Annotated in this window: 21 protein-coding genes; 11 read left to right on the top strand and 10 right to left on the bottom strand. The window is 74.9% G+C overall.

The annotated features are described in order from the left end of the window. Positions 1-32: 32 nt before the first annotated feature. The 4 genes from QDR37_RS07415 to QDR37_RS07400 all read right to left on the bottom strand — a co-directional run bounded on the left by QDR37_RS07415 (position 33) and on the right by QDR37_RS07400 (position 2,424). Positions 33-614 (bottom strand): GNAT family protein, encoded by a 582-nt coding sequence (locus QDR37_RS07415; RefSeq protein ID WP_279712982.1) that lies wholly within the window; start codon positions 612-614, stop codon positions 33-35. Positions 615-644: 30 nt separating this feature from the next. Then, the gene (locus QDR37_RS07410; RefSeq protein WP_279712981.1) at positions 645-1,061 is read right to left on the bottom strand and encodes a VOC family protein; all 417 of its coding nucleotides are present in this window, start codon (positions 1,059-1,061) and stop codon (positions 645-647) included. A gap of 169 nt (positions 1,062-1,230) precedes the next feature. Beyond that, on the bottom strand, positions 1,231-1,908 hold the full coding sequence (locus tag QDR37_RS07405) for a hypothetical protein (protein ID WP_279712980.1): 678 nt from the start codon (positions 1,906-1,908) through the stop codon (positions 1,231-1,233). Between the two features lie 27 nt (positions 1,909-1,935). Then, the gene (locus QDR37_RS07400; protein WP_279712979.1) at positions 1,936-2,424 is read right to left on the bottom strand and encodes a glutathione peroxidase; all 489 of its coding nucleotides are present in this window, start codon (positions 2,422-2,424) and stop codon (positions 1,936-1,938) included. Between the two features lie 81 nt (positions 2,425-2,505). Here QDR37_RS07400 and QDR37_RS07395 point away from each other — a divergent pair, with 81 nt between their 5' ends. Continuing rightward, positions 2,506-3,084 carry a DUF664 domain-containing protein gene (locus QDR37_RS07395; protein ID WP_279712978.1) on the top strand — a complete coding sequence of 193 codons (579 nt, stop codon included), beginning with the start codon at positions 2,506-2,508 and terminating at the stop codon, positions 3,082-3,084. Here QDR37_RS07395 and QDR37_RS07390 read toward each other — a convergent pair. The 3 genes from QDR37_RS07390 to QDR37_RS07380 all read right to left on the bottom strand — a co-directional run bounded on the left by QDR37_RS07390 (position 3,065) and on the right by QDR37_RS07380 (position 6,262). After that, positions 3,065-3,850: a ZIP family metal transporter gene (locus QDR37_RS07390; RefSeq protein ID WP_279712977.1), complete on the bottom strand. Its 786-nt coding sequence runs from the start codon at positions 3,848-3,850 to the stop codon at positions 3,065-3,067. The two genes, QDR37_RS07395 and QDR37_RS07390, sit on opposite strands and share 20 nt — an antisense overlap. 77 nt (positions 3,851-3,927) lie before the next feature. After that, positions 3,928-5,478: a CDP-alcohol phosphatidyltransferase gene (locus QDR37_RS07385; RefSeq protein WP_279712976.1), complete on the bottom strand. Its 1,551-nt coding sequence runs from the start codon at positions 5,476-5,478 to the stop codon at positions 3,928-3,930. A 61-nt stretch (positions 5,479-5,539) separates the two neighbouring features. Continuing rightward, the gene (locus tag QDR37_RS07380; protein ID WP_279712975.1) at positions 5,540-6,262 is read right to left on the bottom strand and encodes a CDP-alcohol phosphatidyltransferase family protein; all 723 of its coding nucleotides are present in this window, start codon (positions 6,260-6,262) and stop codon (positions 5,540-5,542) included. A gap of 78 nt (positions 6,263-6,340) precedes the next feature. Between QDR37_RS07380 and QDR37_RS07375 the strand changes: the two genes are divergently transcribed. From QDR37_RS07375 to QDR37_RS07350, 6 genes are read left to right on the top strand one after another with little or no spacing between them, the layout of a single operon-like run. Continuing rightward, positions 6,341-7,321 carry a zinc-binding alcohol dehydrogenase gene (locus QDR37_RS07375; protein ID WP_279712974.1) on the top strand — a complete coding sequence of 327 codons (981 nt, stop codon included), beginning with the start codon at positions 6,341-6,343 and terminating at the stop codon, positions 7,319-7,321. Between the two features lie 4 nt (positions 7,322-7,325). Then, on the top strand, positions 7,326-7,724 hold the full coding sequence (locus QDR37_RS07370; protein ID WP_279712973.1) for a 6-carboxytetrahydropterin synthase: 399 nt from the start codon (positions 7,326-7,328) through the stop codon (positions 7,722-7,724). Beyond that, on the top strand, positions 7,721-8,716 hold the full coding sequence (locus QDR37_RS07365; protein WP_279712972.1) for a glycosyltransferase: 996 nt from the start codon (positions 7,721-7,723) through the stop codon (positions 8,714-8,716). The genes QDR37_RS07370 and QDR37_RS07365 overlap by 4 nt, the downstream gene beginning before the upstream one ends. Continuing rightward, the gene (locus QDR37_RS07360) at positions 8,713-9,648 is read left to right on the top strand and encodes a lysylphosphatidylglycerol synthase domain-containing protein (RefSeq protein WP_279712971.1); all 936 of its coding nucleotides are present in this window, start codon (positions 8,713-8,715) and stop codon (positions 9,646-9,648) included. The genes QDR37_RS07365 and QDR37_RS07360 overlap by 4 nt, the downstream gene beginning before the upstream one ends. Next, entirely contained in the window at positions 9,645-10,412 is a 768-nt protein-coding gene (locus QDR37_RS07355) for a dihydrofolate reductase family protein (protein ID WP_279712970.1), read from the top strand. Before QDR37_RS07360 ends, QDR37_RS07355 begins: the two co-directional genes overlap by 4 nt. A 49-nt stretch (positions 10,413-10,461) precedes the next feature. Continuing rightward, positions 10,462-10,659, top strand: a complete 198-nt coding sequence (locus tag QDR37_RS07350; protein ID WP_279712969.1) for a hypothetical protein — start codon at positions 10,462-10,464, stop codon at positions 10,657-10,659. A 28-nt stretch (positions 10,660-10,687) separates the two neighbouring features. Here QDR37_RS07350 and QDR37_RS07345 read toward each other — a convergent pair whose 3' ends face one another. Beyond that, positions 10,688-11,542: a DUF1206 domain-containing protein gene (locus QDR37_RS07345; RefSeq protein WP_279712968.1), complete on the bottom strand. Its 855-nt coding sequence runs from the start codon at positions 11,540-11,542 to the stop codon at positions 10,688-10,690. 210 nt (positions 11,543-11,752) lie between these two features. On the opposite strand from QDR37_RS07345, the gene QDR37_RS07340 reads away from it, so the two are divergent. Further along, the gene (locus QDR37_RS07340; RefSeq protein WP_279712967.1) at positions 11,753-12,568 is read left to right on the top strand and encodes a phosphatase PAP2 family protein; all 816 of its coding nucleotides are present in this window, start codon (positions 11,753-11,755) and stop codon (positions 12,566-12,568) included. A 4-nt stretch (positions 12,569-12,572) separates the two neighbouring features. Next, positions 12,573-13,424, top strand: a complete 852-nt coding sequence (locus QDR37_RS07335) for a hypothetical protein (protein WP_279712966.1) — start codon at positions 12,573-12,575, stop codon at positions 13,422-13,424. A 10-nt stretch (positions 13,425-13,434) separates the two neighbouring features. Here QDR37_RS07335 and QDR37_RS07330 read toward each other — a convergent pair whose 3' ends face one another. Further along, positions 13,435-14,256, bottom strand: a complete 822-nt coding sequence (locus QDR37_RS07330) for an SGNH/GDSL hydrolase family protein (protein ID WP_279712965.1) — start codon at positions 14,254-14,256, stop codon at positions 13,435-13,437. Positions 14,257-14,351: 95 nt separating this feature from the next. Beyond that, complete coding sequence (locus QDR37_RS07325) at positions 14,352-15,212, bottom strand: nucleoside hydrolase (RefSeq protein WP_279712964.1); 861 nt, start codon at positions 15,210-15,212, stop codon at positions 14,352-14,354. 61 nt (positions 15,213-15,273) lie between these two features. Here QDR37_RS07325 and QDR37_RS07320 point away from each other — a divergent pair, with 61 nt between their 5' ends. Together QDR37_RS07320 and QDR37_RS07315 are read left to right on the top strand one after the other, a co-directional pair. Next, positions 15,274-15,474, top strand: coding sequence for a hypothetical protein (locus QDR37_RS07320; protein WP_279712963.1), 201 nt, complete (start codon positions 15,274-15,276; stop codon positions 15,472-15,474). Between the two features lie 81 nt (positions 15,475-15,555). Next, positions 15,556-15,735, top strand: a complete 180-nt coding sequence (locus QDR37_RS07315; protein ID WP_279712962.1) for a hypothetical protein — start codon at positions 15,556-15,558, stop codon at positions 15,733-15,735. The last annotated feature ends 63 nt before the right edge of the window (positions 15,736-15,798 follow it).

Below are 15,798 nucleotides of genomic sequence, written 5' to 3'. Positions count from 1 at the left end.
GTCCTTCCCGTTCCTGCGGCGGCCGTCGCGCCTCAGTCCCGGCGGAACGGCTCGCGCCACTCGTCGGCCAGCGCGGCGAACCAGAGCACGTCGCATCGCTGGCCCTGCCACACGGCGTGCGAGCGCATGGTGCCCTCGTACAGGTATCCCGCTCGACGGGCGACGGCGGCGGACCCCTCGTTGCCGCTGACGATCGTCAGGACGACGCGGGCTGCTCCCCGCTCGAACAGCCAGGCCGTGAGCAGGACGACGTCGCGGGTCGCGAAGCCGCGGCCGCGTGCCCAGGGGGCGATCCAGTACCCGATCTGCGCGACGTCCTCGTCGTTCCAGCTGTCGACGCCGCAGCACCCCGCCGCGGCCCCGGAGCCGGCGTCCGCGACCACGAACGCCACGCCAGCGGCCGTTCCCGAGGCCTGGAACCGCTGCCAGTCCTCGGTGAACCGGTCGATGGTCGCTTCGGCGCCCGCCGGCGTCAGCGGCGCCGCGGGACGCCCCTCCCGGTCGTGCGGGCCGTTGTACCGACGGATTCCCGGATCCGCGAACGCCTCCGCCATGAACGGTGCGTCGTCCCTCGACCAGGCGCGGAGGGCGACCCGGCCGTCGGACGGGTTCACGGACGGACCCGCCGCGTCTCAGGGGCCCGCTCAGGCGGCCGAGGCGGCGATGTTCACCAGCCAGGTCACTCCGTAGGGGTCGACGAGCATGCCGAAGCGGTCGCCCCAGGGCGACGCCTCGAGCGGCTGCAGCACCGTCGAGCGCTCGGCGAGGCCGTCCCAGTAGCCCTGCAGCTCGGCCCGCTCCTCGCCGCCGAGCGAGACCGCGATGCTGTCGCCCTGCGTGTACGGCATGCGATCCGGCCGGTCCGCGCCCATGAGCACCAGCCCGCTCCTCGTCGTGAGCTTCGCGTGCATGACCAGGTCGTCGTCGCTCGGGTCCTCTGAGGCGTGGAAGTCCTTGAAGGTGGCGAGCTCGAGGTCGCCGCCGAGGGCGTCCCGGTAGTACTCCATCGCCTCGCGGGCGTTGCCGCGGAAGCTGATGTAGGGGTTCAAGACGGTCGACATCGGCGCTCCTCTGCTCGGGTGGGTCCCCCGCAGTCTGGCCTCCGGGCACGACATCGCGGCAGGGGAGGGCGCGAGGTCGGCCCTGCCCGCCGACGAGCAGGGGAACGGCGGTGACCGACCTGCCGTCGCGCCCTGCTACCCGCGCGGCGCCCCCGGCGGCGCCCGCCGTTCACAGCCCCTTCGGCCAGACGAACTTCGCGGGCGGCTGCGGCGTCGCCGCGCCGTGGGTGACGACGAGGTCGATGTCCTCGTGCCCGGTGAGCGCGATCGACCGCGGATCGCCCGTGTAGCGGTGCTGGTTCACGAACACCGTCAACGTCGCACCGTCCTTCCCGTCCACGTACGGGCCGATCGCGTGCTTCGCGAGACGCACGTCCCACTCGGCGAAGACCTGGTCGAGGTGGAAGGTGCGCACCTCGGGCGACTCGACGTGGATGATGCCGGACGCGTCGTGGGTGTGGACGGCCGAGATGCGCTGCGCCTGCTCATCGATGCCGATGAAGGCCGGCACCTGGACGGCCTTGCCGTCCACCGTCACCGTGAGGTGCTGGTGGATGTGCAGCGCGGTGCCCTCGGCGGTCAGCATCCCGAGGCCGGCGGCCTTCACACGGGCCTCGACGTCGGCGGGGGCGCTCCACGGCGGAGGGCTGGTGCGGCCGTCCGCGTTCGCGGCCGGCGACGCCGTGGCGGCGACGATCGCGGCGGTGCCACCGCCGAGCACCGCGACCGCAGCCGCGACGATCGCCGCGATCGTGATGCCGCGCCGCCGTGCGCGCCGCCGCTGCTCCTGCCGGCGCTGCTCGGCCGCGTGGGCCCGCGCCGCCTGCCGCCGATCGGTTCCCGCCATCGTCGTCCCCTCGTCTCGTGCTTCGGATCAGGCGGCCGACCGGAGGGCCGCCTCGATGCGGTCCGTGATCGCTGAGTCGTCGGGTCGCACGGCCGAGCGGAACCGCACGGTCCGACCATCCGGCGTCAGGAGGAACTTCTCGAAGTTCCACCGCACGTCCCCCGCCTCGCCGTCGAGGTCCGCGGCCTTCGTGAGCTCGGCGAAGAACGGATGCCGGTCCTGCCCGTTCACCGCGACGCGGGCGAACATCGGGAACGAGACGCCCCAGGTGGTGCTGCAGTACTCGGCGATCGCCGCCTCGCTGTCGAGCTCCTGCGCGAACTGATCGCTCGGGAAGCCGAGCACGGTGAAGCCGCGGTGGGCGTAGCGCCGCTGCAGCGCCTCGAGCTGCTCGTACTGCGGCGTGAGGCCGCAGCGTGACGCGACGTTGACCACGAGGATCGTCTCCCCCGCGTACTCGGCGAGGGACGTCTCCCGCCCGTCGATCGTGGTCAGGGCGACGTCGTGGAGGCTCATGGCAGCGGAACCCTACCGGGGCCCCGGGTGTTCCCCGGCCGCCGGCGGCTCGGGGGGCGACCGTGATGCCACGATGGCGCCGTGGACGACGACGACGCGAAGGACGCCCTCCTGCACGAGCTCCGCGACGCGCGGCAGGCGCTCGTGACGCAGCTCGACGGGCGCTCCGAGTACGAGGTCCGCAGACCGCTCGATCCGAGCGGCACGAACCTGCTCGGGGTCGTCAAGCACGTCGCGCTGTGGGAGGCGTACTACTTCGGCCCGGTGTTCGAGCGGCCGGTCGCCGGGCTGCCCGACTGGCGCGACGACGCCGCGGTCGACGCGCACCTGTGGGCGGCCGAGCACGAGAGCAGGGCCGAGGTCGTCGAGCGGTACGAGGCGGCCGGGGCCCGGTCCGACCGGGCGATCGCCGAGCTGCCGCTCGACGCCCCGGGATTCGTGCCGTGGTGGCCGCGTCCGCACGTCACGCTGCTGGCGGTGGCCCTGCACGTGCTCAGCGACACCGTCTGGCACGGCGGGCAGACCTTCGCCCTGCTGGAGCGGAACGGTGGCGCGGACATCGGGGCGGAGCCCTCCGCGCATCTCGCGGAGCTGGAGCGCATCGCGCGGGCGATGGGGCGATCGGACGCCGGAGCGGTCTCTACGCCCCGCCGAGCGTGACGATCGCGTCGGTGGCGAACCCCGCGAAGAGACCGGCGAGCACCCCGTACGCGACGAGGTCGTTGCGGTGGGCGCGGGCGGCGATGCCGAGCAGCTGGATGATCACGTAGAGGATCGATCCGGCTGCCAGCGAGAGGAACAGCACGCTGAGCACGGTGCTCGAGTACGCCCAGCCGATCGCAGTACCGAGGAAGGTCGGCACGCCGCCGATGGCGCCGAGCAGCAGCAGGAAGCCCCAGGAGGGCCGCTGGGCGTCGGCGGCGAGCGGCGCGACGATGCCGAATCCCTCGGTGGCGTTGTGCAGCGCGAAGCCGACGACGAGCACGACCATCAGCCCGAGCGCTCCAGCCGCTGCGGACTGGCCGATCGCGAGGCCTTCGGCGAGGTTGTGCACGCCGATGCCGATCGCGACGAGCACCGCGAGTGGCCGGCTCGCCTGGATGCCGTCCGTCGCCGCGGCGCGTCGACGGTTGAGGAAGCGCTCGTACGAGACGACCGAGAGCAGTCCCGCGCTGATCCCGAGGACGAAGAGCACCGCCAGTCCCGCGAGCGAGCCGGTGTGCGTCGCGCCGCTCAGCTCCGCGTCGATCGGCTCCCATGCCGCGGTGAGCACATCCCAGACCAGGAACAGCAGCACGCCGACGGCGCCCGCGCTGAGCAGCACCCGCAGCGACTGCGCCGGCGCCTTGATGCGACCGACGGGCAGGCCGAGGACGATCGTGCCGCCTGCGACGGCGCCGAGGGCCAAGGTGCTACCGAAGTTCACGTGCTGCTCCTTCTTCTGAGGTAAGGCTTTCCTTACCACTGTACGGGAGCGGATCGCCAGGTGCATGCGAGCGGCGCCTACTCGCGGTCGAAGGCGCCCAGGAACCGGTCCCGGAGCGCATCCATCCGCCAGACCGGCCTCGTGTCGGACGGCCGCAGCCCTGCCGACCAGTGCCAGGTGGTCACCGCGCTGAGGACAGCCGGGTCGGATGCGATCAGCGAGACGGGCACGTCGTGGCTCGCCCCGTCACCGCTCACGATCCGGGCGGGCTGATGGTCGCCGACCATCAGCACCACCAGATCACGCTCGTGCGCTGCGGCGACGAAGCGGGTGACCGCGTCGACGGAGTACCGGATCGACCGGCCGTAGAGGGCCCGCACCGTCTCGGGGCGCCGCCACGCGACCTCGGCCGCGAGGCCCTTCGCGGGCATCGGGTCGAACACGGAGCCGTCCCCGAGCGCCGCGGGGTCGACGAGGCGCGGCAGCGGGGTCCACGGGGTGTGGGACGACACGAGGTCGACCTCCGCCATCACCGGCGCGTGCCCCGGGCCCAGCTCGGTCGCGGCGAGGTGCGCGAGCGTCCACTGGTCCGGGATCCTCGCGTAACCGAACCGCGGACCGCGGTAGCCGACGTTCGTCGCGTCGAGCATCCGATCGAAGCCGTAGAAGCGCCGCCCCTCGGGCCACGCTCCGCGGTCCGACGGCACGTCCGAGACGGTGCGCCAACCGGCCTCGCCGAAGGCCCGCGTGAGGGTGAGGCGCCGGCTCGAGAGCAGCCGGTCGTAGGACTGCTGGTCCGGCACCCAGAGGCCGGACTGCAGGGTCCCGTGCGCGAGCCAGCTGACGCCGCCGAAGGTGGGCGACGTGAGCATCGCGCTGCGCGCCGACCATCCCGCCGCGGCGAGGCGCCGGGTGTCCTCAGCGAGGGCGGCGTCGACCGCGCCGGCGATCGAGGAGCGGTGCACCGCCACCTCGCCGTAGCTCTCGACGAACAGGACGAGGACGTCCTTGCCGCGCAGCGGACCCGCCGCGAGTCCGGAGGAGGAGGACACGGGATCCGTGCTCCGCAGCGCGGTCGAGAAGGTGCGATCGGCGGAGGCGGAGGCGACGGCGCGGCCGACGACGCCGGCGGCGAACCCGGTCGTGCCGGCCGACGCGAACGGCGTGCGGGCCGCGGCGAGCACGAGCCACGCGGCCGCGAGCGCGGCGAGCACCCGCAGCGCGCTCGGGCGGTGCTCCCGCAGGACCGCGGCGAGCGCGCGCACGGCCGCGACGAGCGCGACGACCACGAGCACGGCGACGACCGCGGCGCCCGCGAGCACCACCTCGACGGGCACCGAGAGCGCATCGGCGAGCACGCCGGCACCCGAACCGAGGCTGGGCAGGTCCGAGACGAGGTCGAGAGGGCGGCCGAGGCTCGGCTCCACGGCCGCGTTCGCCGCCTTGACGAGCGTGAGCAGCGCGAGCACCACACCGGCGCCGGCGGCCGTGGGCGCCACGAGCCGCCGCGGCAGCACCGTGAGCAGGGCGGCGAGCACCACCCCCTCGACGGGCAGGCGGAGGAACGCGTCCGGTCGCAGCTCCTCGAGCGTCGCCGGGACCAGGAGCGCGGCCGTCACCGCACCCACGGCGGCGACGCGACCCGCGCGACGCAGGATCGGGGCCGACCGCTTCGGGCGGCGAGGCGCGTCACGCATCGACGGGTGCGGCCACGGGAGCCCGCGTCGGCCCGGGCGCGAGCAGCGATGCGATCTGCGTGCCGAAGGACCAGGCGAGCGCGAGCGCTGCCGCAGCCGCCACGCCGACGGCGAGCGGCGGTGGCAGCAGCCCGGAGGCCACCGCCGTGAGCACGATCCCCTGCACGGCGGCGACGGCCTTGCGCCAGAGTCGCGGCGGCGTGGGGGCGGCCAGTCGCGGCACGACCAGCGCCGCGACGAGCAGGAGGTACCGTGCCGCGCCGACGAGCAGCACGCAGGTGCCGACGCGCGGCGCGGCTGCGGCGCTCAGCGCGAGCACGAGCGAGGCGTCGACCTCCATGTCGAAGCGGGCGCCGAAGGCGGAGACCGTGCCCGTGGCGCGGGCGACCCGGCCGTCGATCCCGTCGAGCAGCAGCGCGACGGCGGCGAGCGCGGCGAGCGGGAGCGCCGCGCCGGGCGGCGGAGCGACGGCGAGCGCGACGACGGCGCCGACGAGCACGCAGCGCGCCCAGGTCACCGCGTTCGCCGGGCCGACGCGAACGGCACCGCTCCGCCGCAGTCCGCGGTCGATGAGGGCCGCGCAGAGCACGGCGTAGCCGGCGCCGGCGGCGGCTCCGGCGGGGCTGACGCCGCCCGTCCCGAGGAGCAGCGCGAGCGACGACGCCTGCGCGAGCAGCGCGGCCGCGATCCCGTGTCGAACCGGAGAGCCCTGCATCTCGTCTCCTTCTTCAAGAGGGACCACGAGCGGCTGTGCCGTGCGGTTCACCGGCGGTCGACGGAGATCGGAGCGGAGATGGCAGGCGGCGAACGCGGGTTCTGGATCCGCGAGCCGGGCATCGGCGAGATCCGTTCGGAACCGGCGCGGGATCCGGGCCCGGGCGAGGTCCTCGTCCGCACGCGGTGGTCGGGCGTCAGCCGCGGGACCGAGCTGCTCGTGCACGGCGGACGGGTGCCGCCCTCGGAGCGGGCCCGGATGCGCGCGCCGTTCCAGGAGGGCGAGCTGCCTGGACCCGTGAAGTACGGCTACCTCAACGTGGGGATCGTCGAGCAGGGGCCGGCCCCCCTCCTCGGTCGCACCGTGTTCGCCCTCGCACCGCACCAGACCGCGAGCGTCCTCCCCGTCGCGGCGGTCGTCCCCGTGCCGGCGGAGGTCCCGCCGCGGCGCGCGGTGCTCGCCGGCGTCGTCGAGACCGCCCTGAACGCGCTCTGGGACGTGCCGCCGCTGATCGGCGACCGGATCACCGTCGTGGGTGGCGGCCTGATCGGCTCGTGCGTCGCGCGACTGGCCGTGCGGCAGCCCGCGACCGCGGTGACGGTCGTCGACATCGACCCCGCCCGCGCCGGGACGGCGGCGGCACTGGGCGCTCGCTTCGGCGGTCCCGACGACGCGGAGGGCGAGCAGGACGTGGTGTACCACGCGAGCGGGACGGGCGCCGGGCTCGATCTCGCGCTCACCCTGGTGCGCACCGAGGGGACGGTCGCCGAGCTCAGCTGGTACGGCGACGTCGTGGTCGCGGTCCACCTCGGGGGCGACTTCCACGCTCGACGCCTCACGATCGCGTCGAGCCAGGTGGGCCTCGTGGCGCCCGCGCGACGGGGCGTCCGCACGCCGCACGACCGGCTCGCCCTCGCGCTCGAGCTGCTGCGCGACCCGGCCTTCGACGCGCTGCTCGCCCCCGCGCGGCCGTTCGACGAGCTCCCGGCGCTCCTCGCCGAGATGGCCCGCGGCAGGAGCGACGGCCTCTGCCAGCTGATCGAGTACGGAGGCGGATGACGCCATGTTCAGCATCACGGTCCGCGACCACGTGCTGGTCGCGCACAGCCTCACCGGCGATGCCTTCGGTCCCGCCCAGCGCCTGCACGGCGCCACGTACGTCGTCGACGCGACGCTGCGCCGCCGCTCCCTCGGCCCGGACGGCACGGTCGCCGACCTCGCCGCGGCGGCCGCGCTGCTGCGGGCGGTGCTCGACCCGCTCGACCGCCGCAACCTCGACGACGATCCCGCGCTCGCGGGCGTGAACACGACGACCGAGGTGCTCGCCCGGGTCGTCGCGGACCGCCTGCACGAGCGCATCGCGGACGGTGCGCTCGGCGACGACGGGAGCGCGATCGAGGCGATCGCCGTCACGCTGGCCGAGTCCCCCGTCGCCTCGGCCACCTACGAGCGCGACCGATGAGCGCGTTCACCTTCCTCGTCCCCGCCGGGGTGCACGATCCCCGCCGGCCGAGCGGCGGGAACCGGTACGACGTCGAGCTCGCCGCGTCGCTGAGCGCCGCCGGATGGTCCGGCCGCCTGATCGAGGTCGCGCCCGGCCCGGGAGCGCTCCGGGCCGCGCTCATCGCTGCGGCCCCGGATCGGCCCGTGCTCCTCGACGGGCTGCTCCTCGAGCAGCCCGGTGCGGAGGGGGCGCTGCCGCACGACCACGTCGTGCCGCTGCTCCACATGCCACCGCGCGACGGCACCGTGCTCGAGGGCCTGCGACACGCTCCGGCGGTGGTCACGTCGAGCCGGTGGACCGCCTCGCAGGTGCGCGCGCTGCTGCCGCCCGGCACGACGGTCGCGGTCGCACCGCCCGGGGTGCGGCCGACGCGGCTCGTGAGCACCTCGCCGAGCGGCAGGAGGATCCGGTGCGTCGCCGCCCTGCAGCCGCACAAGGGGCAGGACGTGCTGCTCGTCGCGCTCGGCGGCCTCCGGCGGCAGGAGTGGCGCTGCGAGCTCGTCGGTCCGGGCGAGCCCGAGTTCGTGCAGCGGCTGAGGGCGCTCGCGGGCACGTCCGGCATCGCGGGCAGGGTCGCGATCACCGGACCGCGGCCCGGCAACCCGATCACCGGCCTGTACGCGGGGGCGGACGTGCTGGTGCTGCCGTCGCGGTCGGAGAGCTACGGCATGGTGCTCGCGGAGGCGCTCGCATGCGGCGTCCCCGTGATCGCCGCCGATACGGGCGGGGTCCGCGAAGCGGTCGATCCTGCGGCGACCCTCCTCGTCCGGCCGGGGGATCCGGAGAGCCTCGCCGCGGCGCTGCGCGCCTGGTTGCTCCGTGCGGACCTGCGGCACCACCTCACCGCCGCGGCGCGCGACCACGCGGGGCGCCGGCGGACCTGGGCGGCGACCGCCGAGACCGTGGCCGATGCGCTCGCGGCGACCGCGGTGGAGAAGGCGATCCGGTGAGCGCGGGATGCCGAGCCGCGCTGCGCTGGGCGATCCGCGGCGCGGGGGTCGCGGTGCTCGCCCTGCTCCTCGTCCGCGTCGGCGCCGCGCCGTTCGTCGACGGCCTGCGACGGCTCACCGGGCCGGTGGTGCTCGCCGCCGTCGCCGCGACGGCGCTGACGACGTTGCTGTCCGCGTTGCGCTGGCAGGCGCTCGGCCGTCTCCTCGGGACGCCCCTGCCCCTCGACGCCGCGTTCGCCGCGTACTACCGGTCGCAGCTGCTGAACACCGTGCTGCCCGGCGGCGTCACGGGCGATGTGGAGCGGGCGCTGCGCCGAGCCCCCGCCGGGGAGCGTCTGCGCCGGCTGCGCGTCGTCGCCTGGGATCGGGGTGCCGGCCAGGCCGTGCAGCTGGTGCTGCTCGCCGCGGCGCTCCCGGCCCTCCCTCCCCCGGTCCGCCTTCCCGGCTGGATCGTGCTCCTCGCGGTCGCAGCGCTCGTGGCGGCGGCGCTCGCCGCGTGTGGCGGACGCGCACCCACGGCCGGCCCGGCACGGCTGCTGCGCACCGACCTGCGGCGGCTGGCACGGCGGCCCGTCGTGCTCGCGCTCGTGATCGTCCTGTCCGTGGCGGTGGCGCTGCTGCACGCGGGCGTGCTCGTGCTCGCGGCGGTCGCGACGGGGGCCCCTCCCGATCCGGGTCGGCTCCTGCCGCTCGCTGTCGCCGTGCAGGTGGCGATGGCCGTACCGATCGGGTTCGGCGGCCTCGGTGCACGGGAAGGTGCCGCCGCGGTCGTCTTCGCCGCGGCGGGGTTGGGCACGGCGGCGGGTGTCAGCGCCGGCGTCGCCTACGGGGCGCTCGCCCTGATCGCGGTCCTCCCGGGGATCGTCCCGCTGCTGACCCCCGCAGCGAGGCGGCTCCCGGTGCGGCGCGCCCGGAGCGGAGCGGCCCGATGACCGAGCGCCCGTACACCGTGCTCAGCTGCTGCATCTCGCTCGACGGGTACCTCGACGACGCCACCGACGTGCGCCTTCGGCTCTCGAACGATCTCGACTTCGCTCGGGTCGACGCGCTGCGCGCCGGGTGCGATGCGATCCTCGTCGGCGCCACGACCGTGCGGCGCGACGACCCGCGGCTGCTCGTGCGCGCATCCGCCCTCCGTGCCGCACGGGTCGCCGCGGGGCGCCAGCCCTCCCCGATCAGGGTGACGGTGACCGGCACGGGAGCCCTCGACCCGGGTGCCCGCTTCTTCACCGCGGGCGACGCGGCCCGCGTCGTCTACTGCGCCCACGCCGCGGCGGGCCGACTCGGCCGGCGGCTCGGGCCGCTCGCGACCGTCGTCGATGCGGGTCCGCGCCCGTCGATGGACCGCGTCGTCCGCGACCTCGCGACCCGCGGCGTCGGCCGGCTACTCGTGGAGGGCGGCGGAGCGGTCCTGACGCAGTTCCTCGCCGACGGGCTCGCGGACGAGCTGCAGCTGTCGGTCGCCCCGGTGCTCGTCGGGGACTCCCGCGCCCCGCGCTTCGTCGGCGACGGCCGCTTCCGATGGGCCCCGTCGAGCCGCGCGGTGCTGCTCGACGCCGGTGCGATCGGGGACGTCGCGCTGCTCCGCTACGCCCTGTCGGCCCGCTGCACGCGAGCGGCGTCGACCGCGCCGGGCGGGGCGGCCGTCGCGCCGCTCGCGGCCACCGCTGGCGCTCCCCCGCACCCGGGAGCATGATCGGCATCTCGGCCGCGGCACGACCGCCGGTCGCACCAGGAGGCACGGCGTGCGCAGGAAGCACCGGTCATCGCTCGCGGACAAGCCGTGGGTGCACCTCACGGAGGACAAGCCGTTCGACCAGACCAACGGGGTCGTCGACTTCGACGTCGAGCCGCAGCACGACGACGAGGACGTCGCGGGCGACCTGATGGCCAAGGGCTTCACCTCGAACACCGTCAACGCCGGCTTCTTCGGCGGGTTCTAGCCCGCGGCGGCTGCTCGGGCCGCAGCGATCACCGCATCCGGGCGCGCGCCGCCCGCACGAACCCGTAGACGCCCGAGGCGAGCCAGCCGGCGGCGATCAGCGTGAGCACGAGTCGGCCGGAGGGCAGCTCGGCGGCGGATCGCAGCGCGGCGTCGAGGCCGTTCGCGCGCGCCGGGTCGGCCGTGAGCGCGGCCGCGACGACGAGCGCGCCGACGGTGCCCAGCGCGACGCCGCGCGCGACGTACCCGAGCACCCCGAGCGCGATCACCGGCCGCTCCGGCAGGTCGTCGGGCAGGTCGATGTCGTCGCGGAAGCCGCGGCGCACCCCTTTCTGCACGAGGTAGCCGGCGACCGCGATGACGCCGAAGCCGACGACCGCGAGCAGCGCCTGACCGCCGGGCATCCGCAGCAGCGCGGCGCTCAGGTCGTGGGTGCTCGCAGCGGAGTCGTCGGTGCCACGGACGAGGACCGTGAGCGCCGTGCCGGCGAGCCCGAGGTAGACGAGCGCCTTGAAGCCGTCCCCGAGGCGCAGGCTGCGGGCGCGCCCGCCGGCGGTCGGGCGACGCAGCGCCGCGGACAGCGCGAGCCACAGCCCGAGCGCGGCGAAGCCGACGATGCAGATGCCGAGCAGCAGCGGTCCGCCGGGGGCGCGGGCGATGTCCTCGAGCGCGCCCGACTGATCGGCCTGGCCCTCGTGGGCACCGTAGGCGACCTGGAGCGCGATCACCCCGATCATCAGCTGCACGAGGCCGCTCACGGCGAAGCCGACGCGGGCGGCGATGTGCCACGGCGCGCTGCGGTGGGCCTTCCGCGCCGCTCTGGCCGCTCCGGCGACGACGGCCGCGGGCTCGTCGCGCTCGGCGACGACGGTCTCCTCGCTCACCTGCTCCGCCTCCGCTGCATTCCGATGGGTGCATGGATGCTCGCGCAGACGACGGCACCGCGCCAGGACCCGATCCGGGGGATACGCGCGCAGGCCGCGGGCGCGCAGGATCCGGGTTCGACGCGGGGCAGGCCGCGCCCGAGCTCCTGGCCCTATGGTGCTGCCAGCGCGACGTGCAGCGGTGTCGCCGCCGTCCCGAAGGAGCCGAAGGTGAAGTCGTCCGTCAAGACCGATTCGGGCAAGCGACCGTGGCGGGAGCGGTTCTTCGCCGAGGCCCGTCCTCGCACCGAGGCGCAGCGCCGCCACCTGTTCGTGCTCGCGGCGGTGCTCGCCGTCGTCGGACTCGCCGGCTTCCTGCTGCTCCTCTTCGACGTGACGAACCACACCGGCCTGTCGGTGGTCGACCGTCCGGTGCAGCGGACGATCGAGCACTTCCGCTCCCCCGGCCTCACCGGGTTCATGATCTTCCTCGCGATCATCTTCGGGCCGATCGCGATGCCGATCGTCGTGGCGATCACGGTGGTCCTCTGGTTCCTCATCGGCAAGCACGGCTGGCGTCCGCTGCTGCTCGCCGCGGCGATGATCACGGGGGTCGTGCTCGCCGAGACGATCGCGCACCTCGTCGGCCGCCCGCGGCCGCCGCTCGGGCAGATGCTCTTCGGGCCCGACCACACCGCGTCGTTCCCGTCGGGCCACGTGCTCGGCGTCGCGAACTACATGCTCACGGGCGGGTACCTGGTCGTCTCGAGGATCGGCAACCGCAAGGTGTCGATCCTGATCTACGCGATCGCGGTCGTCTTCCTGCTCACGATGGCCTTCAACCGGGTCTACCTCGGATACCACTGGCCGACGGACACGCTCGCGGCGGTCTCGCTCGCCCTGCTCGAGCTCGGCGTCGTGATCGCGATCGACACGTGGCGCACGGTGGAGACCCCGCAGCACCGGTCGACCGCGGAGACCCGCGGCGCCGAGTCCGAGCCGTCGGCCGGCGCGACGACCGGCTCCGCCACGAACCCCGCGAGCTGATCCCGTGGCCGAGCACGCCGTCGAGGTGGCGGTGCTCGGCCCGTGGTCGCTCGAGACGAGCCGCCGGTTCTGGGAGGGGTTCCGCCCGACGGCGCTGCAGGGCCAGGAGCCGGGCGCGCTGCGGACCACCTTCCTCGTCGAGGCCGACTGGTCCCGGGCGGAGGCCGTGATCCGGCAGGACGGGGACCACGCCCTGCTCGCGCTGTCCGGCTCCGGCGACCTCGAGGCAGCTGCGACGCAGACGGCGCGCTTCCTCGCGATCGACGTCGACGGCGGCGGCTGGCCCGCCGTCGGTGACCGCGACCCGGTGATCGCCGACGCGCAGCGCGCGCTGCCCGGCTTCCGGCCCTGCGGCTTCTTCTCCCCGTACGAGGCGGCCGCGTGGTGCGTGCTGTCGCAGCGGGTCCGCGTCGAGCAGGCCGCCTCGCTGCGGCGGCGCCTCGTCGCGGAGCACGGGGACGACGGCGCCTTCCCGGCGCCCGAGCGGATCCGCGGGCTCGACCTCGGTCTGCCGGGCCGCAAGACGGAGTACCTGCACGCCGTCGCGGACGCCGCGCTGGACGGGCGCCTCGACGGCGCGGTGCTGCGGGCGCTCGATCCCGCAGAGGCGGTCGCCGCGGTGCAGGAGGTGAAGGGGCTCGGCCCGTTCGCGGCCGAGCTCGTCGTCGTGCGGGGCGCGAACGCGCCGGATGCGCTGCCGGCGCACGAGCCGCGCCTCGAGGAGGAGGTCGCCGCGCGCTACGGCGACGACGCGCGGCTCCCGGTCGTCGCCGAGGGCTGGCGGCCGTACCGCACCTGGGCGGCCGTGCACCTCCGCGCGCTGCGCGACGAGCGGCTCGCCGCGACGAGCGGCTGACTCCGGCGTCTCAACCGGCGAACGGCCCCGCGCCCCACGCGACCTGCGCGAGGAGCTTCTGCCCCGCGATGCTCGGGTGGAAGTAGTCGACGGTGCTCACCTGCGCGGTCGTGAACGCGACCTTGTACGTCGCGTAGTTGTCCCACCGGCACTGCGGGTTCGCCCCGCACACCTGGGCGAGCACGTCGTTGTCGGCCTGCAGCTGGGCGAGCACGGTCTGCCGCTGCGCCTCGGTCACGGTGGACCCGAGCATGTTCTGGCACACCCCGTAGATCGACCACGCGAACCGGGCCGACCCGTTCGTGTGCAGCAGCGACCAGAGCGTGTACACGTTCGGGATCGAGGAGACGAACACGGTGGCGTTCGGTCGGGCGTTCGTGAAGTCCGCGAGCGCGGTCGCGAACTCGCTCCTGAAGGTGCCGGTGGGGGTCATGCCGGCGACGGTCTTGCCGCACACGTCGTTCGCACCCATGAGCACCGTGACGTAGTCCGCGTGCTGGGCCGGCGAGGCGGCGGTGGCGAGCTGCGCGTCGAGCGCGGACATGTTCGCGCCCGTCTTCGCGTCGTTGTACACCTGACCCGCGAGGGCCGGGTCGATCGCGAGCAGCCGCTGCGCCTCGCTCTGCACGGTGCCGTCCGTGCCGGTGGACCACGACTCGGCGGGCGCGTCCGAGAGGAAGTGCGACCCGTTCACGTCGAACGCCCGCGTGATCGAGTCGCCGGCGGCGGCCATCGCACCCGGGAGGGGCGCCGTGGCCGCTCTCGCGGGTGCGGCGACGAGCACCCCACCGAGGAGCAGCAGGGAGGTGGCGGCGAGCACGCGACGCAGCATGCGGATCTCCTTCGATCGCACGGATGCGCGCAGCGTGCCCCCTGCCGAAGACGGCCGACCAGGGTCCAAGGACTCAGGGACTGATCGCAGCCGGGTCAGCGCGTCGCGGCGAGGATCCGGGTGAGGATCTCCTCGCGCACCGCATCCGCGTCGAGGTCGACGGCGACCCGGTGCGGGCCCGCCGGATCCTCGGTGAGGGAGACGCGGCCGGCAGCGTCCCCGGCCGTCTCGACGTCGATGCGGCCCCGGCGGAACTCGAACAGGTCGGGCTGCAGCAGGGTGAGCACCGCGATCGGGTCGTGCGGGGAGCTCCTCGCCTCCCCGAGGAACCGCCAGAAGGTGCGGATCTGCGCCGCGAGCAGCTCGCCGAGCAGTCCGGAGGAGGCGATGCGGCCGACCTCCGCCTCGCCGAGCGACACGCGCTCGGTGACGTCGAGCCCGGCGATCGTCAGCTCCAGCCCCGACCGGAGCACGAGGTCCGCGGCGGCGGCGTCCGATCGGAGGTTGTGCTCCGGACGCGCCTCGGGTCCGAAGTCGCCGCCCATCAGCGTCGCGCCGGCGAGCGAGCAGCCCGGCTCCTCGACCGCCGCCGCGAGGTCGGTCAGCGGACCGATCGCGACCACGTGCTCCGCGGCGGCGAGCAGCGCGACCGCGTCGTCGTGCTCGTCGATCCGCTCCTCGTCGAGGCCCTCGAGGCCCTCGCCCTCGTGGCCGGCCCACCACACCTCGCGGCCCGATCGGGGCTGGGCGAGGCCGGGCACGATGGACGGCGGCGTGCGGCCGGCGAGCCGGAAGGCTCGCGCGGCGATCCTCGCCCGCAGCGCCGTGTCGCCGTAGACCGTCGTCACGCCGGTGATCGTCACCTCAGGCGAGCCGAGCAGCACGGCGAGCGCGAGCAGGTCGTCGACGTCGCTGCCGAGGTCGGTGTCGAGGACGAGCGGCGGGAGCGCGGGCATGCCGTCATGCTCCTCCTCCGCGCTCACCGGGCACTCAAGGAGACGGGCGACGGTGGAAGGCATGAGCGATCCACTGCACCGCGACGACGGCACCGGCATCGAGGCGGACGACGCGGACGTGCTCGAGCAGGCCCAGCCCCTCGCTGCCGAGCCGGCGGCCGAGAGCCTCGACCGGGCCGCGACCGCGACTCCAGAGCTGCCTCCGCAGGACGAGCTCGAGGGCTCCGTCGCCGACGGGATCGAGCAGCGCCAGGAGCCGTGACCGGAGCGCCGTCGCGGCCGAGCCGCTCCCGGTAGCCTGGGCGGCGACCGCCGACCGAGCGGCCGGTCGAAGGAGGACCCCATGGGCAACGCCATCGCCGCGGTGATCGCCGTGATCGTCTTCATCGCGGGCGTCGTCATCCTCGGTGCGGGGTTCGGCGCGGCCGACGTGGTGCAGCCGTTCACCTACATCGGTGGAGTGATGCTCATCACGCTGTCCATCGGGGGCCCGATCCTGCTGCTCGACAAGCTCGACCGCTGATCGTCCGCCTGCGGCGCGCCGTGCGAAGGATCAGCGTCTCCTTCGCGCCACGCCGACAGAATG

The organism is Amnibacterium sp. CER49, from assembly GCF_029846255.1.
In the GTDB taxonomy this organism is placed as follows: domain Bacteria; phylum Actinomycetota; class Actinomycetes; order Actinomycetales; family Microbacteriaceae; genus Amnibacterium.
This window is presented reverse-complemented; position numbering and strand designations above follow the sequence as displayed.